We start from the raw sequence: 25,910 nt of genomic DNA, 5'->3' as shown, positions 1-25,910 counted from the left end.
CGCGCCCTTGAGGTCTGCCGCGCGGCGTGGCATGGTCGGCAGGACAACCGAACAACGCGGGAGCTCGCGCCTTGGCGGGCTGAGAGGGTGACTGGTGTCCGTGGGGACCCGGCGTCACCGACCGCTGAACCTGACCGGGTAATGCCGGCGTAGGGAGTGGAATTTCAGTGACGATGCTGGAAAACGGCACGAACGTCGCCCCGACCGTGACCACCGGGCCGATCACCGGATCGCGGAAGGTCTACCACCACACCGAGAACGGGCTCCGGGTTCCGGCCCGTCGTATCGAGCTGACCAACGGCGATCACTTCGACGTCTACGACACCTCCGGCCCGTACACCGATCCCGACGTGACGATCGACGTCCACAATGGACTTGCACCGCTGCGTGCGGACTGGATCGTGTCCAGGGACGACAACACGCAGCTGGGCTTCGCCAAAGCGGGCGTGATCACCCGCGAGATGGAGTTCATCGCCGCGCGCGAGCGGGTCACGCCCGAGTTCGTGCGCGACGAGGTCGCCGCGGGACGCGCGGTCATCCCCGTCAACCACAGGCACCCGGAGAGCGAACCCGCGATCATCGGGAAGAACTTCCTGGTGAAGGTCAACGCGAACATGGGCAACTCGGCCGTGTGGTCCTCGGTCGAGGAGGAGGTCGACAAGATGGTGTGGGCGACCCGCTGGGGCGCCGACACGATCATGGACCTCTCCACCGGCAAGCGGATCCACGAGACGCGCGAGTGGATCCTGCGCAACTCCCCCGTCCCGGTCGGGACCGTGCCGATCTACCAGGCGCTGGAGAAGGTCGACGGCGATCCGGAGAAGCTGTCCTGGGAGGTCTACCGGGACACCGTGATCGAGCAGTGCGAGCAGGGCGTGGACTACATGACCGTGCACGCCGGCGTGCTGCTGCGCTACATCCCGCTGACGGCGAAGCGGGTCACCGGAATCGTCTCGCGCGGCGGTTCGATCATGGCCGCGTGGTGCCTGGCCCACCACCAGGAGTCGTTCCTGTACACGCATTTCCGGGAACTGTGCGAGATCCTGCGCGACTACGACGTCACCTTCTCCCTCGGTGACGGCCTGCGGCCCGGCTCGATCGCCGACGCCAACGACCGCGCCCAGTTCGCGGAGCTGGAAACCCTCGGCGAGCTGACCCACATCGCGCGCGAGCACGACGTGCAGGTGATGATCGAGGGCCCCGGCCACGTGCCGATGCACAAGATCAAGGAGAACGTGGAGCTGGAGGAACGGCTCTGCGGCGAAGCCCCGTTCTACACACTCGGTCCACTCGCGACGGACATCGCCCCGGCCTACGACCACATCACCTCGGCCATCGGTGCCGCGCAGATCGGCTGGTACGGCACGGCGATGCTGTGCTACGTCACGCCGAAGGAGCACCTGGGCCTGCCCAACCGGGACGACGTCAAGACCGGCGTGATCACGTACAAGATCGCCGCGCACGCCGCGGACCTGGCCAAGGGCCACCAGTACGCGCAGGACTGGGACGACGAGCTGTCGAAGGCCCGCTTCGAGTTCCGCTGGAACGACCAGTTCAACCTCTCGCTGGACCCGGACACCGCGCGGTCCTTCCACGACGAGACCCTGCCCGCCGAACCGGCCAAGACCGCGCACTTCTGCTCGATGTGCGGGCCGAAGTTCTGCTCCATGCGGATCACGCAGGACGTCCGCAAGTACGCCGAGGAACACGGACTGTCCACTGTGGAAGCGATCGAGGCCGGGATGCAGGAGAAGTCCGCCGAATTCGCCAGCCACGGCAACCAGGTCTACCTCCCGGTGGTCCAGCCGTAATGAGCGTGACCCCGAAGACCGCGCTGACCATCGCCGGAAGCGATTCCGGCGGTGGCGCGGGGATCCAGGCCGATCTGCGCACGTTCTTCGCCTGCGGGGTGCACGGCATGACCGCGGTCACCGCGGTGACGGTGCAGAACTCGCTGGGCGTGCAGGGGTTCACCGAGATCCCGCCGGACGTCGTGTCGGCCCAGATCAAGGCGGTGGCGGACGATATGGGCGTCGACGCCGCCAAGACGGGAATGCTGGCCACCGCGGAGATCATCACCGCGGTGGCCAGTGCGCTCGATGAGGTCCACATCGGACGGGACGCCGACGTGCCGTTCGTGGTCGACCCGGTGGCGGCGTCGATGACCGGTGACGCGTTGCTGCGCGAGGAGGCGCTGGAAGCGATCCGCACCGAGCTGTTCCCGCGCGCGACGCTGGTGACGCCGAACCTCGACGAGGTCCGGCTGCTCACCGGCGTCGAGGTCACCGGCAGGGACAGCCAGCGGGACGCCGCGCGGGCCTTGCTGGACCTGGGTCCGATGTGGGCGCTCGTCAAGGGCGGGCACCTCTACGACGATCCGGAGTGCGTCGACCTGCTCTCCGACGGCATCCAGCACATCGAGCTGACCGGACGGCGGATGGACACCGAGCACACCCACGGCGGCGGTGACACGCTCGCCTCGGCGATCACCGCGTCGCTGGCCAAGGGACTGGGCGTGCCGGACGCCGTCGACGAGGGCAAGCGGTTCATCGAACGCTGCGTGGCGGAGGCGTACCCGCTGGGCAAGGGCGTCGGGCCGGTGTCCCCGTTCTGGCGGCTCGGGTAGCCGGGCGGTTTGCGACACTGGGGTCATGAGCCAGAACGCGAGTCCGCCTGCCGCCCTGACCATCGCCGGATCCGACTCCGGTGGCGCGGCGGGGCTGCAAGCGGACCTGCGCACGTTCCTGACCTGCGGTGTGCACGGTCTGGTCGCGGTCACCGCGGTCACCGTGCAGAACACGCTCGGTGTGCACGACCGGTCCGACATCCCGCCGCGGATCGTGGCCGGGCAGATCGAGGCCGTCGCCGCGGACATGGGTGTGCAGGCCGCGAAAACCGGGATGCTCGCCTCCGCGGAGATCATCGAGGCGGTCGCCGCCGCGTGTGACCGGGCGGAGATCGGGCGGGACACGAAGGTGCCGTTCGTGGTCGACCCGGTGGCGGCTTCGATGCACGGTCACCCGCTGTTCGACGAGGCGGGGCTGGCCGCCCTGCGTGACCTGCTGCTGCCGCGGGCCGCGGTGATCACCCCGAACCTCGACGAGGTGCGGCTGCTGACCGGGCTCTCGGTGACCGATCGCGCGGGCATGCACGACGCGGCCGTCGCGCTGAAGGAGCTGGGCCCGAAGTACGTGCTGGTCAAGAGCGGTCACCTGACGAGCGACCCGGAGTGCGTCGACCTGCTCTACGACGGCCGCACGTTCGTCGAGCTGCCCGGGCCGCGGTTCTCCACCCCGCACACGCACGGCGCCGGCGACGCGATGGCGTCCGCGCTGACCGCGGGACTGGCACGCGGTATGGCGATGCCGGAAGCCGCGCGGTTCGGGAAATGGTTCGTGAGCAACGCGGTCGCGAACTCCTACCCGATGGGCGCGAAGGTCGGCCCGGTCTCCGCCTTCTGGCGCCTGGCTCCCGAGCACCGCTGACCCGCGAGTCCCACGCTCCCGTGCGCGAGTTCAGCTCTCGTCGCCCGCCAGCAGGGCCTCCAGCGCCGGGAGCGACTGCCCGAGCGCGGCCTGGTGCTCGGGCGGAAGCCGGTCGATGCGCTTCTGCAGCTCGTGCACCCGCGTGGACCGCAGGTCGAGCAGCATGCGCTCACCCTCGGGGGTGGCGGTGGCCAACCACGCGCGGCGGTCGATCGGATCCGGTTCGCGGCTGGCCCAGCCCGCGTCGACCAGCGAGGCCACGATCCGCGACATCGTCGCCGCCGCCACGCCCTCCTTCGCCGCCAGATCGCCCAGGCGCATCGGCCCCAGGGCGAGCAGCGTCGACAGCGCGGAGATGGAGCCGTGGCCCGGACCGGGCGTGCCCGCCTGCCGCAGCGACCGGGACAGCCTGCCGACGGCCAGGAACAGCCGCCCGGCGACATCCTCGGATGACTCAACCACTCTCGGGCTCCTTCACCTCGCCGACGCTCGCGGTGCGCTAAACGATACGTGTTCGGTCCGGTAAACCGTGGTGAAGTCGCGCGGTTCAGCGCGGCGGGCTGGACGCGTGGGCCCAGAACCGCTGCGGGATGCGGCCCGCCGCGCGCGCCAGCCGCCCCGCGACCACCGCCGAGCGCATCGCGTACGCCATCCGTTCCGGGTCCTGCGCGCGCGTGACCGCGGTGGACAGCAGCACTCCGTCACAGCCCAGTTCCATCGCCAGCGCCGCGTCGGAAGCCGTGCCGATACCCGCGTCGAGGATGATCGGCACACCCGCGCGGGCCACGATCAGCTCGATGTTGTGCGGATTACGGATGCCCAGCCCGGTCCCGATCGGCGCACCGAGGGGCATGACCGCCGCGCACCCGGCCTCCTCCAGCCGCAGCGCGAGCACCGGGTCGTCGTTGGTGTAGGCGAACACCGTGAACCCGTCGGCGACGAGCTGCTCGGCCGCGTCGAGGGTGTCGACCGGATCGGGCAGGAGCGTGCGCTCGTCGGCGTGCACCTCGAGCTTGATCAGGTCGGTCTCCAGCGCCTCGCGCGCCAGGCGCGCGGTGAGCACGGCTTCGGCCGCGCTGCGGCAGCCCGCGGTGTTCGGCAGGAGCCTGATGCCCAGGCGGCGCAGCAGGTCGAGCACACCCGAGCCACCTTCGGCGTCGGCGCGGCGCAACGCGACCGTCGTCAGCTCGGTGCCGGACGCGACGAGCGCCCGTTCCAGCACGGACAGGTTCGCCGCGCCCCCGGTTCCGATGATCAGCCGGGAGTCGAGCTTGTGTTCCCCGATCACCAGCTGGTCGCCGTCGAACATGATCTCACCCACCTTGTACCGCCGTCAGGATCTCGAGCCTCGCGCCCGCGCGCACCACCGTCTCCGGCCACGCGCCGCGCCGGACGACTTCGCCGTTCAGCGCGACCGCCACACCGCGATCGGGTGCGTCGACCGCCTTGAGCACGTCGGCCACCGTCGCGTTGTCGGGGACCGCCTGCCAGGCCCCGTTGACCTGCACTTCCATCAGACTCCTCCGGTTTCCAGGCGGGCCGGGTCCGCCGCGAGCGCCTCCTCGGGCGGTTTTTCCCCGGCCAGCCAGGCCAGCACGGCGTCGGCGGTGACCGGCGCCATGAGCAGACCGTTGCGGTGGTGCCCGGTCGCGGCGAGGACGCCGTCACCCAGGTCACCGATGAACGGGAGCGTGTCCGCGCTCGCCGAACGCAGTCCCGCCGCCGTTTCCGTGAGCTCGTACTCGCCGACGCTCGGGAAGATCCGTTCGGCGGCCTCGATGAGTTCCCGCACGCCCTTGGCACTGACGGTCTCGTCGAAGCCCGCCTCGTACTGGGTCGCGCCGAGGACGAGTTCGCCGTCCTCGCGCGGCACGAGGTACACCGGTCGCCCCTCGACGACAGCGCGAACCGTGCGCGTGGGAGGTGGCAGGCTCGTGCGCCTCGCCCGCAGACGGAGGATCTCGCCCTTGAGCGGACGGACACCGCGCGCGAGCACGGGGTGCAGTTCCGCGCTGCGGGCGCCCGCGGCGACCACGACGGCGTCGCACCGGACTTCGCAGTGCGCCGTGCGCACGCAGCCGGGTTGGACGGCGACCGCCCGGTCGCCGGTGAACTCCGCACCGTGACGTAGTGCGGCGGTTTCGAGGGAGCGCAGGAGCTTGCGGTTGTCGACGGCCAGGTCGCCGGGCACGAGCAGACCGCCGCGGACCGCGCCCAGACCGGGTTCGAGGGAGCGGAGGGACCTGCCGGTGACCTGCTCGACCTCGCGGCCGACCGAGCGCAGGTACGCGGCCTGGATGTCGAGCTGGTCCGCGTCGGCGCGGTCCAGGGCCACGACGACAGTGCCCGCCTGCGACAGACCGGGGTTGCCACCGTCCGCCGCAAGCGCTTGCGCGAACTCCGGCCAGCGGTTGAGGGACTCCTCCCCGAGGGCGAGGGCTGCTTCTTCGCCGGGCCAGGCTTCGGCGAGTGGGGCCAGCATGCCGCCGGCCACCCAGGACGCGCCGCGGCCGGGCGCGGGGTCGACGACCGTCACCCGGTGCCCGGCTGCCGCGGCGCGCCAGGCCACGGACAGGCCGATGACCCCGCCGCCGACGACCGCCACATGATGGTTGCTCATGAAGATCACGCTCCCTGCGCCGGCATGATCCGGATCAGGTTCCACGGTCGGAGCGCTGGCAGCTCCCTCTCAGCCCGTGGCTCGGGCTCCCGTGCGGACACCTCCACCCTAACGTGCGAGATAGGGTCGGGGCCATGCCAGGGCTCAGTGGTGACGAGATCAGGAAGCGCCTCGACGTGGCACGGCTCTACCTGTGTACCGGGGACCGGCCGGACCTGGCCGAGTTCGCCGATGCCGCGCTCGCGGGCGGGGTGGACATCGTTCAGCTGCGGGACAAGCGCGAGGGGGCCCCGCTGGAGGCCCGTCAGGAACTCGCGGCGCTGGAAATCCTGGCCGAGGCGTGCGCCCGGCACGGGGCCCTGCTGGCGGTGAACGACCGGGCGGACATCGCGCTCGCGGTCGAGGCGGATGTGCTGCATCTGGGCCAGGACGATCTGCCGGTGCCGGTCGCACGCCGCATCGTCGGCGAGGAGCCGGTGATCGGCCGCTCGACGCACGACGTGGACCAGGCCCGCGCGGCGTCGGTCGAGGCGGGCGTGGACTACTTCTGCACCGGCCCCTGCTGGCCGACGCCCACGAAACCGGGCCGCCCGGCGCCGGGGTTGGAACTGGTGCGCGCGACCGCGGAGTCCGGCGTCGCGCGGCCGTGGTTCGCCATCGGAGGCATCGACGGCGAGCGGTTGCCGGAGGTGCTGGCGGCCGGGGCTTCACGGGTGGTCGTGGTGCGGGCGATCACGGAAGCAGCCGATCCGGAGGCAGCTGCGCGGGGGTTGCGGACCCAACTGGGGTGACGGCCGGGCGCCGACTCGTCTGAGTCGGCGCCCGGCCCGGTTCCGTTGCCGGTTGAATGGGACGCTCACCGAGCGATGAACGGACCGTTCATCGACAAGATCGCCAAGCACTCCACCTCCCACCGCGCCCGGTCCCGCTCGCTCGCGAAGCGCGCCCGCCCACGCCCTGTGAGGGGGCTCGCTGGCCGAAGTCGGGGCCAGGGGCGAAGTCGGGACTCACAAACAAAAACGGGTCCTTCGCGACCGAAACCGCGAAGGACCCGTTCCCACGGCCCAATCCCACCGGCGCCCACTACCCACAGCGCCGGTCCACGCACTCGGCTCAGGGGCTGCTCGGCGCCGTGGTGACCGTCTCCGAAGCGCCCGAAGGCTCTTCGGGCACGCTCGTGCTCGGGGCGGTCGTCGTCACGGGGGACTCGGTTTCCTCCGTGCTCGACGACTCCGTCGGCGTCGCACTGGTGGTCGCGGGGGCCTGTTCGTCGTCGGCGGATGAGCTTTCCGTCACGGTCGTCACCTGGGTCGACGTCGTCTCCACGCTTTTGCCCGATCCGCCGACCACCCGGCCCAGTGTGGTGCCGTCCCCGCCGGACACGGTGCTCCCGGTCGCCGCCTCGAAGCCGGTGATCGCCAGCATCCCCACCACGAACGCGACGACACTCGTGGCCCCGATCAGGGTCCACCGGTTCTTCCACCAGGGCTTCTTCCCGTCGGACGGCGGTTCCTCCAGATCACCGCCCACCGCCAGCGTCTCCGGCCCGGCATCCTGCGGTTTCGGGATGAAGACCGTCTTCTCACCACTCCCGGAGCCGCCCTGCCCGGCCATCGGAATGCGGCGCGTGGTGCCGGACAGCGGCGCCGAAACCGGGTGCACGATCCGCGTCCGTTGCACGTCCGGCCGTTGCACGTCCGTCAGCTGCGTCGCCGGTCTGCGCTGCGGCGCCCCGTTCTGCTGATACCTGATGAGCGGGTGCGTCGAGCGCGGCGCGGCTGTCGGCGGGATGATCCGCGTCTGCTGCCGGTTCTCCGACACGGCCAGCAACTCGGCCGTCTTGCGCGCCGCCGCGCGCGTGCGCCGCAACGACCGCAGGTACAACTCACCGCCCACCGTCGTCACGATGCTCGCGACCCCGGCACCGATGACCGTTCCCGCCACACCCAGCGTGGAGCCCAGGAAGGCAGCCGTCACGGCCGCCAGCGCCGACGCCAGCACCTGCGCCGGAGACAACCCAGCCTTCTTCTCGCTGCTCTCTTCCTTCGCCTCGCTCATGATCGCGGTGTGTTCGCTCTCCCTCTCGATGTGACCCCATCGTGTCCAACGTGTTTGTCGATTGAGATGCTCCCAGCGTTGCCGGAAGGTGACGCAGGCCACTCTACATCGTCCACATTGGACAAATCAGGGTTCACAATCCCTTGACATCAAGGGATCTTGGGGAGCTACGGACGCGAGAGCGTCGTCACGAACTTGTACCGGTCGCCGCGGTAGATGGACCGCACGAATTCGACCGGTTTGCCGTCGGCGGCGAACGAATGCCGGGACAGCAACAACATCGGAGTGCCGACGTCGGCTCCGAGCAGATCCGCCTCCTGCGGTCCCGCGAGCGCCGTTTCGATCGTCTCCTCGGCACTGTCCATTTCCACTCCGTAGTGCTCCCGCAACACCGCGTACAGGGAGCCCCCGGCGGACACGTGCTTGCGCAGGCCGCGGAACCGGCCCAGCGGCAGGTGCGTGGTCTCCAGCGCCATCGGTTCCCCGTCGGCGAGCCGGAGACGGCGCATCCGCAGCACCTTCGCGCCGTTGCGGACGCCGAGCAACTTGGCCAGCTCTGGCTCCGCCGTCAGCTCCTCGACCTCCAGCAACCGGGACGACGGCTCGCGCCCCTTCGCCCGCATGTCCTCCGTGTAGGACGACAGCTGCAGCCGCTGCGCCAGCTTCGGCTCGGCCGCGAACGTGCCCTTGCCCTGCACCCGGTGCAGCCGGCCCTCGGCGGTCAGGTCCGCGAGCGCCTGCCGCACGGTGGTGCGGGAGACCGCGAACTCGGTGGCCAGCGCGCGTTCGGTGGGAATCGGCGACCCCGGCGGCATCGTCTCGAGCAGGTCGAGCAGGTGCTGCTTCAACGCCCAGTACTTCGGTTCGCGCTGACCGCGCGTGGCTGACTCCAACATGACCGACTCCTCCTCGAACCGCGCCCCTGGCGCAGGATGAAACTACCCTTTCCGGATGTGGACGCGCCCGGGGTAGCATTGGTCTAGACCTTCGAAGGGAATCAGGGATGAGCAACCCCGGACAGCACATGGCCGCCGAAATCGCCGAGCAGCCCGCCGTCCTCGGCGGACTGGTGGCCCGCCGCGCGGAGATCGCCGAGGTGGCCGCCGCGATCGCCCGGCGACCACCGAGGTTCGCCCTCCTCGCCGCGCGCGGCTCCAGCGATCACGCGGCGCTGTACGCGAAGTACCTCATCGAGGTGCTGCTCGGGCTGCCCGCGGGGCTCGTCTCGCCGTCCACGGTCACCCTCTACGGCGCCCGCCCCGACCTGCGGGACGTGCTGCTGGTGTCGGTCAGCCAGAGCGGCGGCTCCCCTGACCTGTTCGAGTTCACCGAGACCGCGCGCAAGCAGGGCGCGCGCACGGTCGCGGTGACCAACACGCCCGCGTCGCCGCTGGCTGGCGCCGCGGAACTGTCCGTCGACATCGGCGCGGGCACCGAGACCGCGGTGGCCGCGACGAAGACCTACTCGGCGACGCTGCTCGCGCTGTACCTGCTGGTCGACGCCGTCCGCGGCGGTGGCTCCTCGGCGGCCGCCGAGATCGGTCCACTGGCCCAGCAGGCCCTCGACACCGACGTGCAGCGCGCGGTCGACCGGTACCGCTTCGTCGACCGGATCATCACGACCGGCCGCGGCTACTCCTACGCGACCGCGCTCGAATCGGCGCTCAAGCTCGCCGAGACCAGCTACCTCGCCGCGCGCGCGTACAGCGGCGCGGACCTGCTGCACGGTCCGGTGGCCGCGGTCGACGAGGAGACCGGCGTACTCGCGATCACCGGCGCGGGCAAGGGCGGTGCGGCGTTGCGGGACGTGCTGAGCGCGGTCGCCGAACGCGGTGCCGACGTGCTGGCGCTGGGCTCGTCCGCCGGGGATGTCCCGGCCGCCGTCCGCGTCCCGGTACCGTCCGTTGCCGAGGAACTCGCCCCCGTGCTGGAGGTGCTGCCGGTGCAGCGGATCGCGTTGGGACTGGCGCTGGCCCGTGGCTTCGACCCGGACCGGCCGCGCGGCCTGAACAAGGTGACCAGGACGCGATGACGGCGTTCGTCCTCGGCGTCGACGCGGGCGGCACGTCCACGCGCGCGCTGGCCGTCGGCGTGGACGGCGCCGTCCTGGGCACCGGCCGGGCCGGCGGCGCGAACCCGAACTCGCACCCACCGGAGGAAGCGGTCGCGAACCTGGCGGCGGCCATCCGCGCGGCTGTCCCGTTCCCGGAGCGGGCAAGCGCTTGCGTCGTCGGGATGGCGGGCACGTCGAAGCTCACCGATCCGGCGTTCGCGGCGTTGTTCGAGCGCGGCTGGCGGGACCTCGGCCTGGACCGGGTCGTGATCCTGACCGACGCGGAGGTCGCCTTCGCCTCCGCGACCGACGCACCGGACGGGACGGTCCTGATCGCGGGCACCGGCTCGATCGCGGGGCGGATCCGCAAGCGGCGCATGGTGGCGACGCAGGGCGGTTACGGCTGGCTGCTCGGCGACGAGGGCTCGGGGTTCTGGCTCGGCAGGGAGGCGGTGCGCGCGACGCTGGCCGCGCTCGGCCACGACGGGGAACTCGGCCCGCTGGCCACCGCTGTGCTCGCCGAAGCCGGTATCGACGGCACCGACCGCCGCTACGCGTGGCGGCGGCTGATCACGGTCGCCAACGCCGAGGCGCCGATCCGCCTGGCCCGCTTCGCACCGCTGGTCGCGGTGACGGACCCGGTCGCGACGGACATCGTCGAACGCGGCGCGGATCTGCTGGTCCGCACGGCACTGGCGACCCGTGAGCCGGACGAGGAAACGCCGGTCGTGCTGGTCGGCAGCGTGCTCGGCCCGGACACCCGGATCGGCGAGCGGGTGCGCGCGAAACTGACCGGACTCGACGTCCGCACCAGCTCCGACGGCGTCTACGGCGCCGCCTGGCTCGCCGCGGTCGAAGCCTTCGGCGAAGCCACGGCCCGCCGGGCGGGCTGACCGGCGGAACCAAAAACCCGGACGTTCTTCGTGCCCGCGGCACGAGTGTGAACCGGGCGTGCGGGCGTATGTTGGGCCCGGCCCCCGGACCTCCCCCTCGCCGGGGGCTCCTACTTGCGGCCGGAGTCCTGCACCACGCGCAGGCCCGGGTGCTCCTTCGGCAACGTCCGGTACAGCACCCAGCCGCTGACCGCGATCGTCACGGCCTGCAACGGCCACGTCATCACCGTGCGCGCCACGCCCAGCGCCACGAGTTCACCCGCCCACCACAGCGGCAGGTAGACGACCACGCGCAGCACGTACTGGAGCGACCAGACCAGGCTGGCCCGCGAGTAGGCGCGCATCAGCTCGGGGTCCCTGCGCCAGCGGGTCTTCTGCCCGAGCAGCACCCCGACCACGACACCCAGAAGCGGCCATCGCACGACCACGCTCGTCACCCACAGCAACGCGCTCGCGACGTTCGACAGCACCTGGATGAGGAAGAAGTCCTGGGCCCGCCCGGTGTGCAGCGCGATCAGCGCGGCCACGATCACCGCCGCGAGGCTGACCACGACGGCCCGCGCCTTGTCCCCGCGCACCAGCCGGACGACCCCGACGACCAGGGCGACGGCGATCGCCGCCACCGACCCCCACGCGATCGACGAGCCCGCGGCCAGCCAGCCGACCACGAAGGCCAGCGGCGGCAGGCTCGCGTCGATGGCCCCCTTGCGACCACCCAGGATGCTGCCCAGGGACTCCCGCTCGGGAACAGCTTGTTCGGTCACCCCTACAGCCTGCCCCAAAACTGTCGTAACCGGCAGCTACCATCGAGATCTTCGCCACAGGGAACCGGGGGAAGGGCGGTAATGGAGAAGCTCAGAAGGCCGACAACGTAAGAGACTGTGACCTTCCGCTGAAGCGGCGGTGGCGCAAGTCGGGATTACGGGTGCATCCTGCTGAGTTGTTAGAGGGGCGAACTAAATCAGCAGGTGCTGGCGAAAGGGGACGGCAGCGTGCGGGGTTACGACAGCTATGTCGCTCTCGGTGACAGCTTCACCGAAGGTCTGAACGACGAGAACCCGGACGGGACTTTCCGCGGGTGGGCCGACCGGCTCGCCGAGATCCTGGCCGAGGGCGGGCCTGGCTTCCAGTACGCCAACCTCGCGCTGCGCGGCAAGATGCTCGCGGAGATCATCGAGGAGCAGGTCCCGATCGCCCTCGAGATCAAGCCGGACCTGGTGACCCTGTGCGCGGGCGGCAACGACGTGATCGTGCCCGGTTCCGACGTCGACGACATCGCGGCGCAGCTCGACGAGGTGATCGGCAAGCTGCGGGCGGCGGGCATCGACGTGCTCGTGTTCAACGGACCGGACACCAAGCACCTGCCGGTGATGAGCGTGCTGCGCGGCAAGATCGGCATCTACAACGCGCACCTGTGGACCAGCGCGGCCCGGCACGGCGCGAAGATCGTCGACCTGTGGGCGATGGACCCGCTGCACGACCCACGCGCGTGGAGCGACGACAGGCTGCACTTCACGGCGGAGGGGCACCGGCGGATCGCGTTGCGCGCGGCCGAGGTGCTGGGCGTGCCGACGGCCGACGACTGGCGCGAGCCGTGGCCGCTCACCGACTCCCGCGCCGACTGGATCGCGATGCGCCGGTCGGACCTGGCGTGGACCAGGACGCACCTGCTGCCGTGGATCCGCCGTCACCTGCGGGGCGAGTCCATGGGGGACGGTCTGTCGCCGAAGCGGCCGCAGCTCACGCCGTTCGTCGCGGCCCCCGCTCCGGTGGTGGACGACCGGGCGGGCGCGAGGTCGGAGCACCGCGCCCCGGCGAGCTGAGTCACGCTGCTCCATTGGTACGTTTTCCGGCATGCCGCTGCCTCACTGGACCCCGGACGGGGTCCTTCCGCCCGGGCGGCTTCCGGCGGACGTGGCCGACATCTACGAACGTCTCGTCTTCGACGCGCCGCACCAGAACGCCCGCGAGATCCTGTTCAGCGCTCTGAACAGCTATCTCGGCGCGGTCGCCCGGACCATCCCGAGCGGCCGCGCCTGGGTCGGCGGGCAGTTCATCACCCGCACCCCGGACATTCCCGGCGGCCTCGACGTCGTGCTCCTTCCCGACGACTGGGGCGGGCTCAAGCGCATGACGGGCCGGGTGCGTGACTCGCTGTACGGGTTGCTGACCCTGCGCGGGGTCATCGTCGGGCAGCCTGCGATGTACCTCGATCAGGTACAACCGGTCGGTGGTCTGCTGGACGGGTTCCTGTGTTTCCCCGGCGACGAGGAGACGTGGGCCGACACCTGGTCGTACGGGGGCCGTCGCGGCTTCCCCGAGGTGGTGTGGTGATGATGGACTTCCGGCGGATCGCCGACGAGATCCCGGGTGGCACGTGGCTGGACGACCTGGCGCGGGCGTCGGCGATGGCCGCGCACTGGAAGTTCGAGCGCACGGCGAGGTCGCCGTTGCTGCGGGTGTCGGTGATGGGGCCGACGAACCTGGACGCGTACACGTTCTCCGACATCAGCCGCGCGCTGCAGGACGCGACCGCGAAGGTCGGGCACATCATCCGCAACCCGCAGGGCGAGATCACCTACGTGCAGCAGGCGGATCGCGACAAGGCGCCGTTGATCCAGCGCGGGCAGGCCGGCAACACGATCTTCTTCGGTTTCCCCGAGCCCGCGCCGGACGACGCCCTGATCCACGACGGGATCGAGACGCTGTCCGAGCGCGCGGTGAAAGAATTGTGCGATTTCCTGCCCGCGAACGGCTCCGACGACGGCGCGCTGGACGCCGTGCTGCTGCAGCGGGACACGGTGCGCAACGCGGTGAGCGACATCGTCAGCGCGGTCGTGAAGAACACCGGCATCGGTCTGGCGCTGACCCCGACGGCCGGCGAGGACCTGACGCGCAGCATGACGACCGACCAGGCGAAGGTGCTGCACAGCAGCCTGCGCGAGTCCCGCGAGGAGATCGGCTACGAGACGGTCACCGGGCGCCTCGACGGTGTGCGCACCCGACGCCGGATCTTCTACCTGGAACGCGAGTCCGGGGGAACGATCCAGGGGGCCGTCGCGCCGGATCTGCTGGACCAGATCAAGGAGAACCTGGACCGCCCCGTGACGGCCCGCCTGCGCGTCGTCCGCACCACGACGATCGACGGCCGCCGCGGTCGCCCGGTGCACGAACTGCTGGAGATCACGCCCGAGGTCAGCCTGTTCGACCAGTGATGGACTCGTGCACGCCGTCTGTCGAAGTGGCCACGTCGGCTGGTGTGACGGGCTGGGGTGACGGGCTGGTCGGCTGGCTGGTGTGACGGGCCGACCGGTCAGCTGGTGTGACTGGCCGGTCGGCACGAACGGACATCTCGCTGAGGTGCCACTGGAGCGGGGCACGGAATGGCTTGGTTGAACGGACCTTTCAACCGGCGATGAAGGGACCACTCAGGGCGCGACGAACGGACCACTCACCACCGAGGAGTGGAGTGGCACACCGGCGACGAACGGACCACTCAGCGCGCGATGAACGGACCACTCAGCGCTCGATGAACGGGCCATTCATCGCCGGAGCAAGAGGCGCCCCCGGCACGGCGATGAACGGACCTTTCAACCGGCGATGAACGGACCACTCACCACCGGAGCAAGAGGCGACCTCGCACAGCGATGAACGGACCGTTCATCGCTGTGCGGAGATCGGACGTGGGAGCGCAACGCGTGGAGCTGTCCATCGGCCGGGCAGCGCAACCTGGGACGGCCGTCTGACGCTCCCCCACTGCGCCAGACGGCCAAGCGGCACCCTACGCCGCGCACAAGATCCACCGCTAAGGATCCGCTAAGCGCCCGGCGACCCGGGTTCGTCCGGCGACTCCACCCCGAGCGCGGCCAGCTCCGCCACCACCTCCGGCGCCGGCCGGGGGCTGACCCGCCGGTGCAGATCGACCGCCAGGCCGAGTTGCAGGCGCGCTCCCTCGTCGTCGCCGCGGCGGCGCATGATCCGGCCCAGCGAGGCGCGTCCGACGGCCTCCTGCAGCAGGAAACCGCGCCGCGAGGCCAGCTCCACCGCTTCCGAGGCGTAGTCGGCGGCCGTCGCGTCGTCGCCGAGGCTGAAGTACGACTCGGCGAGGTTGTTCAGTGACACGACGACATAGCTCTCGTCGCCGAGACGCTTGTCGATCTTCAACGACTCCAGCTGGTGCGAGATCGCCTCGGCGTAGCGCCCCGCCGCCTTCAACGCTTCGGCGCAGTTCGCCAGCGCCTGGCCCCGCAGTTCGTCCTCACCGGTCATCGACGCCGCCTCCACCGCCTCGACCAGGCACGAGATCGCCTCCTCGTGCCTGCCGCAGCAGTCCAGCGCACAACCCAGGTGGATCTTCGCGATCACCTCCCGGCGGGAGTCCGCGGCGACCGCCACCGCGGCCGACGCGTCCGCCAGGCTCTCCCCTCCCAAGTCGAACGTCAACGACATGGCACAGCGCGAGATCAGCATCCAGAACCGCGCCTCGGGATCACCCGATGCCTCCGCCGCCGCCATGCCCAGCGACACCAACCGCCGCCACTCGTCCCACAGTGGACGCACCACCCGGTACGTGTGGGCCACCCGCGCGAGCCGCCACACGTCGTCCCAGTGGCCCGACTCGTGCGCGGCCTCCACCACGGCCAAGAGGTTCAGCCACTCAGCCGCGAACCACGCCAGTGCCTCGTCGAACCCGCCCGGCGGCGGCAACTCGACCGGCGCGCCCGAGAAGTCCACCGGGTCGACGATCCGCAGCAAACGGCGTCGCGCCTGGTCGGCCGCCGCCTGGTAGTACGTCATCGCCCTGCCCGGCACCGGGAGCCCGCCAGCCAGCTCACGCTGGTACAGCCGCACCAGATCGTGCCGCGTGAACACCTCCGGGCCGCTTTCGGCCAGCAGGTTGTGCGCCGCCAGCACGCGCAGCCGCCGCCGCGCCTCCGCCACGGGCACCCCGCACAACGCCGCCGCCACGAACGGACCAACCGTGGGCCCGGGAAAGGCCCCCAGCACCCGGAACATCGAAGCCACGTCGGACGGCAGCCCGCGGTACGACACGTCCAGCGCCGCTCGCACCCCGGCGTCGTCCACGTCCAGCGCCGCGAGCCGCGTCCGCTCCCCCTCCAGCTCGGCCACGAACTCCGTCACCGTCCACGCCGGACCCGCCGCGAGCCGCGCCCCGGCGATCCGCAGCGCGAGCGGCAGATCTCCGCACAACCGCGCCAGCTGCTCGTGGTGTTCGGCCGCGCCACGACCCGCCACGTCCGCGATCAACCGCACCGAGTCCGGCCGGGCCAGCGGCTCCAGCCGCCGGACCCGTGCCCCGTGTGAAACCGCCAGCCCATCCAGCCGCGCCCGGCTCGTCACCACGGTCACCGACCCCGGCCCGGGCGGCAGCAACGGCCGCACCTGCTCGGCCGACCGGGCGTCGTCCAGCACGACCAGTATCCGGCGCCCGCCGATCAGCGACCGGTACAGCGCGAGCCGTTCCCGTTCGGACTCCGGCAGGTCGGCGGGCGCCACCCCGAGCCCGAGCAGGAACTGCGCCAGCACCTCCGCCACCGGCACGGGCGAGTCGAACCCGCGCAACGTGGCGAACAGCGCCCCGTCCGGGAACCGCTCGACAGCCCCGTGCGCCCACGACACGGCGAGCGCGCTCTTGCCGATCCCCGGCGGCCCGGTGATCACCGCGACAGCGGCACCCGCGGCCACGCGCGCGGCACCCGCGCCCGCATCCGTGCCCGCGCCCGCAGCGCCCGCGCCGAGGCTCTCCAGCCACGCCAGATCCGCCGATCGCCCGGACAACGACGGCACCGCGGGCGGCAGCTGCCGCGGAACCACCCTGGTCACGTCGACCGGCACCGCGGCCGGCGCGAGGTCGTCGTTGAGCACGCGTTCGTGCAGCGCCCGCAGCTCCGGGCCGGGATCGAGACCGAGCCGATCCGACGCGAACCGCGCCGCGGACCGGTACACCTCCAGGGCGTCGGCGCGCCGTCCGGAGTAGTAGAGGGCGCGCATCAACTGACCAGTCGTGCGTTCACGCCGGGGATCTTCGTGCACGATCCGGGTCAGCTCGGCGATGAGATCGGCGTGCCTGCCGAGCGCGAGGTCGGCGTCGACCCGCGCGCCGTGCACCGCGATCCGCAGGTCGGCGAGCTCGGGCGCCCGCACCGTCTCCGGCACGCCACCCAGTTCCGGCCCCTGCCACAGCGAACACGCGCGCGCCAGCAGATCGGCGCGCTCGGCGGGTGGCGCCGTCCTGGCCCGCTCGAACAACGCGCGGGCGTGGTGGGCATCCACCCGCGCCGGGTCGACCACCAGCCGGTAGCCGGGCGCCGCGGTGTCGATCCTGATCCGCGCCGGGTCGAACGACCGCAGGATCCGGCGCAGCTGCGAGACGTTGCCGTGCACGATCGTCCGCGCCGTCGGCGGCGGGTCGTGGTTCCACAGCACGTCGATCAGCTCGTCGAGAGCGATGATCCGGTTCGGGCTCAGCGCCAGCAGCGCGAGCAGCCCGCGGACGCCGGGCCCGCCGATCGGCGCCGTCCGGTCACCGGCGAACAGCTGTACCGGTCCCAGCAGCTGGATGCGTGGTTCCTCGAGCACACGCCCCTCCCCGAGCGCCGCGCCATGGAACGAGTACGGCCCCGCACCATCAGTCCCGATCTGATGGTGCGGGGCCGCACTCGGTGAAACAAAGTGACGGGGCCGGGTGCGCCACGTCTTCGCTACCGACGTCACACGGGATTCACCCCGAGCAAGGAAGACCCATGCTGCCGCCGTTCGCGGTGGCGGCACTGTAACAAAGCGCGATGAACCGGCTACACCCGACCCGCACTTCTCCCGGTGTCTACCGCGTCACAGGCGTGAAGTCCCGGCTGCCGATGAAGGTCGGACGGGGCTTCGCCGCGGCGAACGGCTCGACGAGCGCGTTGTCCACGCTGTTGAACACCAGGAAGATGTTCGATCGCGGGTACGGCGTGATGTTGTTGCCGGACCCGTGCATGATGTTGGAGTCGAACCACAGTGCCGAGCCTGCCGGCCCGGTGAACTGGTCGATCCCGTACTCCGCGGCGAGCTTGGTGATGTCGTTCTCGCTGGGGACCCCGATCTCCTGCTCCTTCAGCGACGACTTGTAGTAGTCGTCCGGGGTCTCACCGACGCAGGGCACGAAAGTCCGCTGCGAACCCGGCATGACCATCAGGCCGCCGTTGAAGGGGTAGTTGTCGGTCAGCGCGATCGAGCAGCTCACCGCCCGAGGCTTGGGCATGCCGTCCTCGGCGTGCCAGGTCTCGAAGTCGGAGTGCCAGTAGAATCCGGTGCCCTTGAACCCCGGCATGTAGTTCACCCGGCTCTGGTGGACGTACACCTCGGAACCGAGGATCTGCCGGGCACGGTCGAGGACGCGGGGGTCGCGCACGAGTTCGGCGATCAGCTCGCTGATCTTGTGCACCTCGAAGATCGACCGGACGCTCCCGGTCGCCTTCTCGGTGATGACCCGCTCGTCGGCCTTCAGCTCTTCGTCGCTGGACAGCCGGACGAGCTCCTGCCAGTAGCCCTGCACTTCCGCGGGCGACAGCAGGCCCTCGACGATGTGGTAACCCTTCGCGTCGTGCGACGCCAGTGTGGCCGCGTCGCCGGGACCGTCGTTCTCACCGCCCCAGACGGTGGGATCCGGACGGTCGAAGGGTTCGGTGTTCGCAGTGACCCTGGTCGGGTAACTGTCCTCGACACCGGTTTCCATGATCGTCAAAACGGTTCGCCTCCTTGTATGCGTTTTGCCTTTCGGTAGGGGCCTCGTTCGTGGTGGGTCAGGCAGTCTTCTCCGCGTCGTCCTCGACCACGAGGGGGTACACGCCGTTTTCGTCGTGCACCTCCCGGCCGGTGACGGGCGGGTTGAACACACATACCGTCCGCATGTCTGTCTTCGGGCGGACCTGGTGCTTGTCGTGGTCGTTCAGCAGGTACAGCGAACCGGGCTTGAGCTGGTGGACCTCACCGGTCGCCTTGTTCTCGATCTCGCCTTCGCCCTCGAAGACGAAGACCGCCTCGATGTGGTTGGCGTACCAGAAGTCGTTGACGGTCCCCGCGTACAGCGTGGTCTCGTGGACCGAGAACCCGACACCTTCCTTGGCCAGGATGATCCGCTTCGAGCGCCAGTTCGGCGTCTTGATGTCGGATTCGGTGTCGGTGATCTCGTCGAGGGTGCGGACGATCAAAACTTCTCCCCTTCTCGTTCTTCTACTTTCCGAGCACGGCCTTCACGGAGGCGTCGATGATCTCCAGCCCCTCGCCGACCTCGGCGTCGCTGAGCGTCAGCGGCGGCAGCAGCTTCATCACCTCGCTGTCCGGCCCGGAGGTCTCCATGAGCAGACCGCGTTCGAACGCGGCCGCGCAGACCTTGCCGGCGAGTTCCCCGCTCTGGAACTCCAAACCACGGGCCAGGCCGCGGCCCTTGGCGGTCAGCTGCGCGTCCGGGTAGGCGTCGGCCAGGCCCTGCAGCGCGGCGCCGATGCGCTCGCCCTTCGCACGGACCGACTTCTCCAGCTCGTCATCGCTCCAGAACGTGCGCATCGCCTCGGCGGCGGTGACGAACGCGGGGCTGATGCCGCGGAAGGTGCCGTTGTGCTCGCCCGGCTCCCACACGTCCAGGTCGGGGCGGATGAGCGTGAGCGCCATCGGGATGCCGTAGCCGGACAGCGACTTGGACAGGCACACCATGTCCGGCTTGATACCGGCTTCCTCGAAGCTGAAGAACGGGCCGGTGCGGCCGCAGCCCATCTGGACGTCGTCGACGATCAGCAGGATGTTGTGCCGCTTGCACAGGTCGGACAGGCCGCGCAGCCATTCGAGACCGGCCGCGTTGATGCCGCCCTCGCCCTGCACGGTCTCGACGATGACCGCGGCGGGCTCGTTGAGGCCACTTCCGGAGTCCTCGAGCAGCCGCTCGAAGTACAGGAAGTCCGGGTACACGCCGTCGAAGTACTGGTCGTAGGGCATCGGCGTGGCGTGGACCAGCGGGATACCGGCGCCGTGGCGCTTCATCGAGTTACCGGTGACCGACAGCGCGCCGATGGTCATGCCGTGGAAGGCGTTGGTGAAGTTGATGACCGACTCGCGGCCGGTGACCTTGCGGGCCAGTTTCAGGGCCGCTTCGACGGCGTTGGCGCCGCCGGGACCGGGGAAGATGACCTTGTACTCCAGCTCACGCGGCTGGAGGATCTTCGCGTCGAGGGTCTCCAGCAGGTCACGCTTGGCGACGGTGAACATGTCGAGCGCGTGCGTGACGCCGTCGCGCTCGATGTAGTCGATCAGCGCCTTCTTCAGAACGGGGTTGTTGTGCCCGTAGTTCAGCGCTCCGGCGCCGGCGAAGAAGTCGAGGTACGGGCGTCCGTCCTCGCCGTAGAGGTGGCTGCCCTGCGCGCGGTCGAACACGACCGGCCATCCCCGGCTGTAGCTGCGCACTTCGGATTCGAGCTTTTCGAAGATGCTCACTTTGGGTTTTTCCCCTCACTTGTGCTTGCCGACAGCTATTCGCACGGGCGTCCTCGCCCAATTCCGGCGTTATCTCGGATGCAGCGGGCCGATTCGGTAAAGATCTTCCCGCTCGTGCTGCGTGCCGTCGTCCGGGAAGTCCGCGGAGCCGAACAGCTCGGTGCTCTCCAGCTGTGCCCGCCACCGCTCCGCAAAGGAGGTGAACAGGCGGATCGACGCTTTGTTGTCGGGCGTGATGGTGGTCTCCAGGTGGCGCACGCCACCGGCCACCAGCCGCGTGAACAGGTTGTCGAGCAGGGCACCGGCCAGCCCTTGCCCTCGTTGCGACGCGTCGACGGCGACCTGCCAGACGAGCGCGGTGTCCGGCGCCGACGGACGGCGGTAGGCGATCACGAAACCGACCGCATTGCCGTCCACCCGCGCCACCACCGAGGTGTCGGCGAAATCGCGGCACCACAACAGATAGGCATAAGGCGAGTTGAGATCGAGCTTCTGCGAATCGCGAGCGATTCGCCAAAGCGACGCCCCGTCGGCCTTGGTCGGATTTTCGATCAAGTGCTTTCCGGACATGTCAAAACAACCTAACAGAGATGATTAGGTCGTTCAGCGCAGCGCTTCGCGTACAGGCTAACTACCTGCAACAACCCGGAAACACACGTGATAATGGCAACAGATCCCTGGCGTTCACGAGCCCACGTGTGGTATGGGCCCGCCATGACGGGTCCTATCACGTAACAGCGCGCTTCGGGCGCTGTGCGTTACACGGTAGTGGCAGCCCTCACAGGATGCGAGTCCACTCGCCGGGATCGCAAGCGGCCCAGAAGCGCACGCCGAATCGCGACAGCCGGACCGTCCGCCGGACCAGCCGTGCGCGGCGAGCCGATTTCACGGCCGTGGAGACCAGGTCCTCGGTCGCCAGGATCTCGTACTGCGATTCCAGCTCGGGGGTCTCCCCGTCCAGCTCGACCAGCCCCAACCCGGCCAGGCGGGTCAGGTAGCCGGGCACCTCGTCGGCCAGGGTCACGCCGGCCGCCTTGCCGACCGTCGACGCATTACGCAGGACGGTCCGGCTACCCCGGAAAGCCCGCTCCATGACGTCGATCACAGGATAGGCGGTGCCGGTGGCGAGGATGGCCACGATGCGGGCCTCGTCCGGGGTGAGCTGCCGCAGCACGGTCGCGTAGAGGTACTCGCGGGCCTGGTCGCGGCCGAACCCGACGGACCGGTCGAGCAGTTCCTTCATCGCCGCGCGCAACGGCTCACGCGCCGGGACCAGCCCACCGTCACCGTTGGGGGTGTGCTCGGCGCCCGCGGCGCTGAGCGCGACGACGTAGGGGTCGTCGACCTCGTCGAGGCGCCGGCGCAGCCCGGTCAGAACCTGCCGTTCGACCTGCCGGAGGCCCTCACCAGCCAGTTCGATGCCGGGCAGCGGGAGCCTGCGCCCGATCGTGAAGCCGGTGCGCGCCGCCCACCCGGCGAGCCGCCCGGCGCGGCGCAGCAGGTTCTCGTCGCCGCCGTCCGGCGAATCCGGCAGGTTCTCGCTGGTCAACCACATCACCCCGTTCCCGGGGGAATGGTACGGCCGGGTCAGCGCAACGCCTTGTTCGCCTTCCGGGTCGCCTTGCGCAGCTGGACGATGCGCGCGCCGCCGACCAGCGCCACCAGGAGCGCGCCGCCGATGGCGGAGAACAGCATGGTCACGGCGAGCGGCATGCTGCCTTCCATCCCGAGGAAGTGGATCGTCGTCGACTCCAGGTTCTGCAGGATGAAGATGAGCAGGAAGATCAGGACGATCAGCGCGACGATGACCGCGATCCAGGTGCCACTGACCCGGGTGCGGTTGATCTTGACCGGCCGGGTCGGGGCGGTCGGCTCGGTCACGGGCTGCTGGGGTGGGGTGCCGGTGACCGGCTCGTCCCCCTGCGCGTGAGTCATATGAGTGATTGTGCGCGGCGGAGTCCGATTTCGCGCGCCCATGTCACTCGCTTCGGCTAACGCTCCAGCTCAGCGTGACCACTTCGCGACCCGATGACCCCAGATCGGGTGGTGTCCCCTCGTCCACGCCCAGTCCGCGGAGCGCGTCGGCGACGTCGTCGGCCCGTTCCGGAGGAAGGCACAGCCTGCGCCGGGTGACATCGACCAGCTCGTCGAAATGCGCGTACTCGGGCTTCGCTTCCTTGCGCCAGCGCACCACCTCGGGGTCGAGGCCCAGCTCACGCAACGCGGCGGCGGCGTCGTCGGCCGTCGGCCCGGTCGGGCGCTCGATGCCGTGGAAGTGGCGCCACAACGGGTTGAGCGTGGTCAGCGGGTGCGCCTCGGCGACCTCGACGACGACCCGCCGCCGGGCGTGCGCGGTCAGCGCGGTCACGAACCGCTCCAGATCGGGAGCGTTGTAGAGGACGTGGGCGCAGACCACAACGTCGGCCGGTTCGACGTCGACGTCCGGCCATCGGCCCTCGACGACGCGGTGTGGCAGGCCCAGCGACCGGGCACGCCGGGAGAACTCATCCAGCAGCCCGGTGCTCGTGTCGACCGCCGTCACCCGGCTGATCACCTGCGCACACGGCAGGCTCGCGGCGCCGGCGCCCGCGCCGACGTCCAGCACCGAGCCCGGCAACCCGCTCAGCACGGACTCGTGCGTCGGTGTCGCGGGTGCGGTGAGCTGCCGGTCGACACGGCGGGTGAACACGCGCTGCGGGAGCACCCAGGGCGATTCGGGAGCGGCTTCGAGGATGTGGTCCGGGATCGCCCAGGCCGCCAGCTGCCCGGCCCACCGGCTCAACGCGTCTGCCATGCGCCCATCATGCCTTTCAATCAGTGATTGATTCGGTGATGGGAATGTGGTCTGCTGGAGGGGTGCCGAGCACCGATGCCACCACCCGCGAGCGACTGCTGACCGTCGCCGAGCGGCTGCTCCTGGAAAACGGCTACGACGCGGTCTCCGTGCGCGCGATCAACAGCGCGGCAGGCATGAACCCGGCGGCCGTGCATTACCACTTCGGTTCGAAGGACGCGTTGATCGCGGCGCTGCTGGAGGCCCGGCTCGCGCCGGTATGGCAGCGGCGGCTGGACGAGGTCACGCAGCGGCGGCGCGGTGGCTGGGTGCCGACCGTGCCCGAGCTGGTCGACGTGGTGGTGACCCCGCTCGCGGAGCTGGCGGCGGACCCGGTCGGGCAGTTGCGGTTACGGCTGCTGGCGCGGTTCGTACTGGCACGTCGGGAACCGGCGTGGACTTCGCGGTGGTTCGGGCTGGGGCCGTGGATCGAGCTGCTGCGGGACGCGCGGCCGGAACTGTCGAAGTCCGGCGCCGCGCACCGCTGGCTGCTCGCGTTCGGGCTGGTGCTGCAGTTCTTCGCCGAGGGCACGCCGGGCGAGGTGCCTGTCGAGACGGTGCGCGCGTTCGTCGCCGCGGGATTGGCGGGCTCATGACCGACGTCTTCGCGCCCGCGCGACTGGGCCCGGTCCAGCTGCGCAACCGGATCATCAAGGCCGCGACGTTCGAGGGCGCCACCCCGCACGCGCTGGTCACCGACCGGCTCATCGAGTTCCACCGGCGGCCCGCCCGTGGTGGCGTGGGGATGACGACGGTGGCGTACTGCGCGGTGTCCCCGGAGGGCCGCACCGACCGGCACCAGATCTGGATGCGGGACGAGGCGGTGCCCGGGCTGCGCCGCCTGACCGACGCCGTGCACGCCGAAGGTGCCGCGGTGAGCGCGCAGATCGGGCACGCGGGGCCGGTCGCGAACGCGGCGTCCAACCGGATGCCCGCGCTGGCGCCGGGACGGTTTCCCAACCCGCTCGGGATGCGGATGACGCGAGCGGCCACTGTGGACGATCTGGACCGCCTCGTGCGGGCACACGCCACGGCCGCGCGACTGGCGATCGAGTCCGGGTTCGACGCAGTGGAGATCCACTTCGGACACAATTACCTGGTCAGTTCGTTCCTGAGCCCGAAGCTGAACCGGCGCAAGGATTCCTACGGCGGGTCGCTGGAGAACCGCGCCCGGCTGGCTCTGGACATCGCGCGGGCGGTCCGGGACGCGGTGGGCGACCGGATCGCCGTGACGGCGAAGCTCAACATGGACGACGGTGTTCCGGGCGGGTTCTGGCTCGACGAAAGCGTGCAGGTCACACGGTGGCTGGAGGCCGACGGGACCGTCGACGCGCTGGAGCTGACCGCCGGGAGTTCATTGTTGAACCCGATGTACCTGTTCACCGGCGACGCGCCGCTGCGGGAGTTCGCCGCCGCGTTCCCGCAGCCGGTGCGCCTCGGGATTCGCGCGGCGGGCGCGGCGTTTCTGAAGAGCTACCCGTTCCAGGAGGCATACCTGCTCGACCGGGCCCGGCAGTTCCGGGCGGCGGTGGACCTGCCGCTGATCCTGCTGGGTGGCATCACGCGGCGGGAGACGATGGATCAGGCGATGGCGGAGGGTTTCGCGTTCGTCGCGATGGCGCGGGCGCTGTTGCGGGAACCCGACCTGCCACGACGGTTGCGCGACGGTGCACGCTCGTTGTGCGTGCACTGCAACAAGTGTATGCCGACGATCTACCGGGGGACGCGATGTGTGCTGACGTGATCGCGGTGACGGGTTCCGCTTCGGGCATCGGCGCCGCCGTGGCTTCTTCGTTGCGTGCGATCGGACACGAGGTGATCGGCGTCGACCTGCGGGACGCGGAGGTGTGCGCCGACCTGTCTGCCGTGGATGGACGGAAGGCGGCGGTTTCCGGGGTACTGGAGCGGTCGGGCGAGCTGGACGGGCTGGTGGTGTGCGCCGGGGTCGGGCCGCACGTGCCGGATCCGATGATGATCGTCGAGGTGAACTACCGCGGAGCGATCGCGGTACTGGACGGGTTGTTTCCCGCGCTGCGCGGGGCGGCGGTGGCTGTGTCGTCGTCCGCGTCGACGATGACGAAGTGGGCGGAGAACCCGATCTCCCGCGGCGAGGAGGCGGCCGCGCTCGCGGAGGCAGGTCAGTACGCGGGGCACCTGGCATACTCGTGGTCGAAGAACGCGCTGACCGTCGCGGTGCGGCAGCGGGTTTCGCAGTGGGGCGCGGCGGGTGTCCGGCTGAACACGGTGGCGCCCGGCGCGGTCGACACCCCGCTGCTGCAGGCGGGCCTGGGCTCCCGGTTCGGCGATGCGATCCGCAACTACCGGGCGCCGATCTCACGGCACGGCCGACCGGACGAGATCGCCTCGCTGATCCGCTACCTGCTCGGCCCGGACGCGGGCTACATCCACGGCGCGCAGTTCCTGATCGACGGTGGTTCTGACGCGTTGCTGCGGCCCACCGAGTTCTGAGCAGGTTGCC

General features: G+C 70.4%; 27 protein-coding genes and 2 riboswitches. Of the genes, 12 read left to right on the top strand and 15 right to left on the bottom strand.

Annotation, left to right across the window (positions count from 1 at the left end; all coding sequences use genetic code 11):
* Positions 1-46: 46 nt before the first annotated feature.
* Positions 47-173, top strand: a riboswitch (TPP riboswitch).
* The 3 genes from thiC to thiD (HNR02_RS12435) all read left to right on the top strand — a co-directional run bounded on the left by thiC (position 168) and on the right by thiD (HNR02_RS12435) (position 3,485).
* Entirely contained in the window at positions 168-1,811 is a 1,644-nt protein-coding gene (gene thiC / locus HNR02_RS12445) for a phosphomethylpyrimidine synthase ThiC (RefSeq protein ID WP_312860980.1), read from the top strand. (Overlaps the previous riboswitch by 6 nt.)
* Positions 1,811-2,626: a bifunctional hydroxymethylpyrimidine kinase/phosphomethylpyrimidine kinase gene (gene thiD, locus HNR02_RS12440; RefSeq protein ID WP_179773345.1), complete on the top strand. Its 816-nt coding sequence runs from the start codon at positions 1,811-1,813 to the stop codon at positions 2,624-2,626. The genes thiC and thiD (HNR02_RS12440) overlap by 1 nt, the downstream gene beginning before the upstream one ends.
* Before the next feature lie 25 nt (positions 2,627-2,651).
* Complete coding sequence (gene thiD / locus HNR02_RS12435; protein ID WP_179773344.1) at positions 2,652-3,485, top strand: bifunctional hydroxymethylpyrimidine kinase/phosphomethylpyrimidine kinase; 834 nt, start codon at positions 2,652-2,654, stop codon at positions 3,483-3,485.
* A 30-nt stretch (positions 3,486-3,515) separates the two neighbouring features.
* Here thiD (HNR02_RS12435) and HNR02_RS12430 read toward each other — a convergent pair whose 3' ends face one another.
* The 4 genes from HNR02_RS12430 to thiO form a co-directional block, all read right to left on the bottom strand.
* Complete coding sequence (locus tag HNR02_RS12430; RefSeq protein ID WP_179773343.1) at positions 3,516-3,947, bottom strand: MarR family winged helix-turn-helix transcriptional regulator; 432 nt, start codon at positions 3,945-3,947, stop codon at positions 3,516-3,518.
* A gap of 85 nt (positions 3,948-4,032) precedes the next feature.
* Positions 4,033-4,794: a thiazole synthase gene (locus HNR02_RS12425; protein ID WP_179773342.1), complete on the bottom strand. Its 762-nt coding sequence runs from the start codon at positions 4,792-4,794 to the stop codon at positions 4,033-4,035.
* Positions 4,795-4,798: 4 nt separating this feature from the next.
* Positions 4,799-4,999 carry a sulfur carrier protein ThiS gene (gene thiS / locus HNR02_RS12420; protein ID WP_179773341.1) on the bottom strand — a complete coding sequence of 67 codons (201 nt, stop codon included), beginning with the start codon at positions 4,997-4,999 and terminating at the stop codon, positions 4,799-4,801.
* Complete coding sequence (gene thiO, locus HNR02_RS12415) at positions 4,999-6,105, bottom strand: glycine oxidase ThiO (protein WP_179773340.1); 1,107 nt, start codon at positions 6,103-6,105, stop codon at positions 4,999-5,001. The genes thiS and thiO overlap by 1 nt, the downstream gene beginning before the upstream one ends.
* Positions 6,100-6,208, bottom strand: a riboswitch (TPP riboswitch). Its footprint overlaps the gene before it by 6 nt.
* Before the next feature lie 31 nt (positions 6,209-6,239).
* Between thiO and thiE the strand changes: the two genes are divergently transcribed.
* Positions 6,240-6,896, top strand: coding sequence for a thiamine phosphate synthase (gene thiE, locus HNR02_RS12410; RefSeq protein ID WP_179773339.1), 657 nt, complete (start codon positions 6,240-6,242; stop codon positions 6,894-6,896).
* Positions 6,897-7,218: 322 nt separating this feature from the next.
* Here thiE and HNR02_RS12405 read toward each other — a convergent pair whose 3' ends face one another.
* Together HNR02_RS12405 and HNR02_RS12400 are read right to left on the bottom strand one after the other, a co-directional pair.
* On the bottom strand, positions 7,219-8,163 hold the full coding sequence (locus tag HNR02_RS12405; RefSeq protein WP_179773338.1) for a hypothetical protein: 945 nt from the start codon (positions 8,161-8,163) through the stop codon (positions 7,219-7,221).
* A 167-nt stretch (positions 8,164-8,330) separates the two neighbouring features.
* Complete coding sequence (locus HNR02_RS12400) at positions 8,331-9,059, bottom strand: GntR family transcriptional regulator (RefSeq protein ID WP_179773337.1); 729 nt, start codon at positions 9,057-9,059, stop codon at positions 8,331-8,333.
* 128 nt (positions 9,060-9,187) lie between these two features.
* On the opposite strand from HNR02_RS12400, the gene HNR02_RS12395 reads away from it, so the two are divergent.
* A complete protein-coding gene (locus HNR02_RS12395) occupies positions 9,188-10,195 on the top strand; it encodes an SIS domain-containing protein (protein ID WP_179775877.1) in 1,008 nt (335 codons plus the stop codon).
* The gene (locus HNR02_RS12390) at positions 10,192-11,109 is read left to right on the top strand and encodes an N-acetylglucosamine kinase (protein ID WP_179773336.1); all 918 of its coding nucleotides are present in this window, start codon (positions 10,192-10,194) and stop codon (positions 11,107-11,109) included. The genes HNR02_RS12395 and HNR02_RS12390 overlap by 4 nt, the downstream gene beginning before the upstream one ends.
* Positions 11,110-11,219: 110 nt before the next feature.
* On the opposite strand, the gene HNR02_RS12385 is transcribed toward HNR02_RS12390, so the two are convergent.
* Positions 11,220-11,873, bottom strand: a complete 654-nt coding sequence (locus HNR02_RS12385; RefSeq protein WP_179773335.1) for a DUF3159 domain-containing protein — start codon at positions 11,871-11,873, stop codon at positions 11,220-11,222.
* A 228-nt stretch (positions 11,874-12,101) separates the two neighbouring features.
* Here HNR02_RS12385 and HNR02_RS12380 point away from each other — a divergent pair, with 228 nt between their 5' ends.
* From HNR02_RS12380 to HNR02_RS12370, 3 genes are read left to right on the top strand one after another with little or no spacing between them, the layout of a single operon-like run.
* Complete coding sequence (locus tag HNR02_RS12380; RefSeq protein ID WP_179775876.1) at positions 12,102-12,932, top strand: SGNH/GDSL hydrolase family protein; 831 nt, start codon at positions 12,102-12,104, stop codon at positions 12,930-12,932.
* Between the two features lie 31 nt (positions 12,933-12,963).
* Positions 12,964-13,443 carry a DUF6932 family protein gene (locus tag HNR02_RS12375; protein WP_179773334.1) on the top strand — a complete coding sequence of 160 codons (480 nt, stop codon included), beginning with the start codon at positions 12,964-12,966 and terminating at the stop codon, positions 13,441-13,443.
* The gene (locus tag HNR02_RS12370; RefSeq protein ID WP_179773333.1) at positions 13,440-14,324 is read left to right on the top strand and encodes a hypothetical protein; all 885 of its coding nucleotides are present in this window, start codon (positions 13,440-13,442) and stop codon (positions 14,322-14,324) included. Before HNR02_RS12375 ends, HNR02_RS12370 begins: the two co-directional genes overlap by 4 nt.
* A gap of 601 nt (positions 14,325-14,925) precedes the next feature.
* Here the strand turns inward: HNR02_RS12370 and HNR02_RS12365 are convergent.
* From HNR02_RS12365 to HNR02_RS12330, 8 genes are all read right to left on the bottom strand, one after another.
* Positions 14,926-17,709: an AfsR/SARP family transcriptional regulator gene (locus HNR02_RS12365; protein WP_179773332.1), complete on the bottom strand. Its 2,784-nt coding sequence runs from the start codon at positions 17,707-17,709 to the stop codon at positions 14,926-14,928.
* 244 nt (positions 17,710-17,953) lie between these two features.
* Positions 17,954-18,847: an ectoine hydroxylase gene (thpD, locus tag HNR02_RS12360; RefSeq protein ID WP_376772925.1), complete on the bottom strand. Its 894-nt coding sequence runs from the start codon at positions 18,845-18,847 to the stop codon at positions 17,954-17,956.
* Between the two features lie 67 nt (positions 18,848-18,914).
* Positions 18,915-19,322 (bottom strand): ectoine synthase, encoded by a 408-nt coding sequence (locus HNR02_RS12355; protein ID WP_179773330.1) that lies wholly within the window; start codon positions 19,320-19,322, stop codon positions 18,915-18,917.
* Between the two features lie 22 nt (positions 19,323-19,344).
* Positions 19,345-20,598, bottom strand: coding sequence for a diaminobutyrate--2-oxoglutarate transaminase (gene ectB / locus HNR02_RS12350; protein ID WP_179773329.1), 1,254 nt, complete (start codon positions 20,596-20,598; stop codon positions 19,345-19,347).
* 69 nt (positions 20,599-20,667) lie between these two features.
* A complete protein-coding gene (gene ectA / locus HNR02_RS12345) occupies positions 20,668-21,168 on the bottom strand; it encodes a diaminobutyrate acetyltransferase (protein WP_179773328.1) in 501 nt (166 codons plus the stop codon).
* A 208-nt stretch (positions 21,169-21,376) separates the two neighbouring features.
* Complete coding sequence (locus HNR02_RS12340; protein WP_179773327.1) at positions 21,377-22,153, bottom strand: Abi-alpha family protein; 777 nt, start codon at positions 22,151-22,153, stop codon at positions 21,377-21,379.
* 32 nt (positions 22,154-22,185) lie between these two features.
* Positions 22,186-22,533: a LapA family protein gene (locus HNR02_RS12335; protein ID WP_179773326.1), complete on the bottom strand. Its 348-nt coding sequence runs from the start codon at positions 22,531-22,533 to the stop codon at positions 22,186-22,188.
* A 43-nt stretch (positions 22,534-22,576) separates the two neighbouring features.
* Positions 22,577-23,392: a class I SAM-dependent methyltransferase gene (locus tag HNR02_RS12330; RefSeq protein ID WP_179773325.1), complete on the bottom strand. Its 816-nt coding sequence runs from the start codon at positions 23,390-23,392 to the stop codon at positions 22,577-22,579.
* A 62-nt stretch (positions 23,393-23,454) separates the two neighbouring features.
* Here HNR02_RS12330 and HNR02_RS12325 point away from each other — a divergent pair, with 62 nt between their 5' ends.
* Genes HNR02_RS12325 through HNR02_RS12315 form a run of 3 tightly spaced genes read left to right on the top strand, consistent with a single transcriptional unit; the run spans position 23,455 to position 25,900 of the window.
* Positions 23,455-24,027: a TetR/AcrR family transcriptional regulator gene (locus tag HNR02_RS12325; RefSeq protein WP_179773324.1), complete on the top strand. Its 573-nt coding sequence runs from the start codon at positions 23,455-23,457 to the stop codon at positions 24,025-24,027.
* The gene (locus HNR02_RS12320; RefSeq protein ID WP_179773323.1) at positions 24,024-25,175 is read left to right on the top strand and encodes an NADH:flavin oxidoreductase; all 1,152 of its coding nucleotides are present in this window, start codon (positions 24,024-24,026) and stop codon (positions 25,173-25,175) included. Before HNR02_RS12325 ends, HNR02_RS12320 begins: the two co-directional genes overlap by 4 nt.
* A complete protein-coding gene (locus HNR02_RS12315) occupies positions 25,160-25,900 on the top strand; it encodes an SDR family oxidoreductase (RefSeq protein WP_179773322.1) in 741 nt (246 codons plus the stop codon). Before HNR02_RS12320 ends, HNR02_RS12315 begins: the two co-directional genes overlap by 16 nt.
* Positions 25,901-25,910 lie beyond the last annotated feature (10 nt).

Source organism: Amycolatopsis endophytica (assembly GCF_013410405.1).
Lineage (GTDB): Bacteria > Actinomycetota > Actinomycetes > Mycobacteriales > Pseudonocardiaceae > Amycolatopsis_E > Amycolatopsis_E endophytica.
The sequence above is the reverse complement of the archived record's forward strand: the minus strand, read 5'-3'. Positions and strand labels throughout refer to the sequence as shown.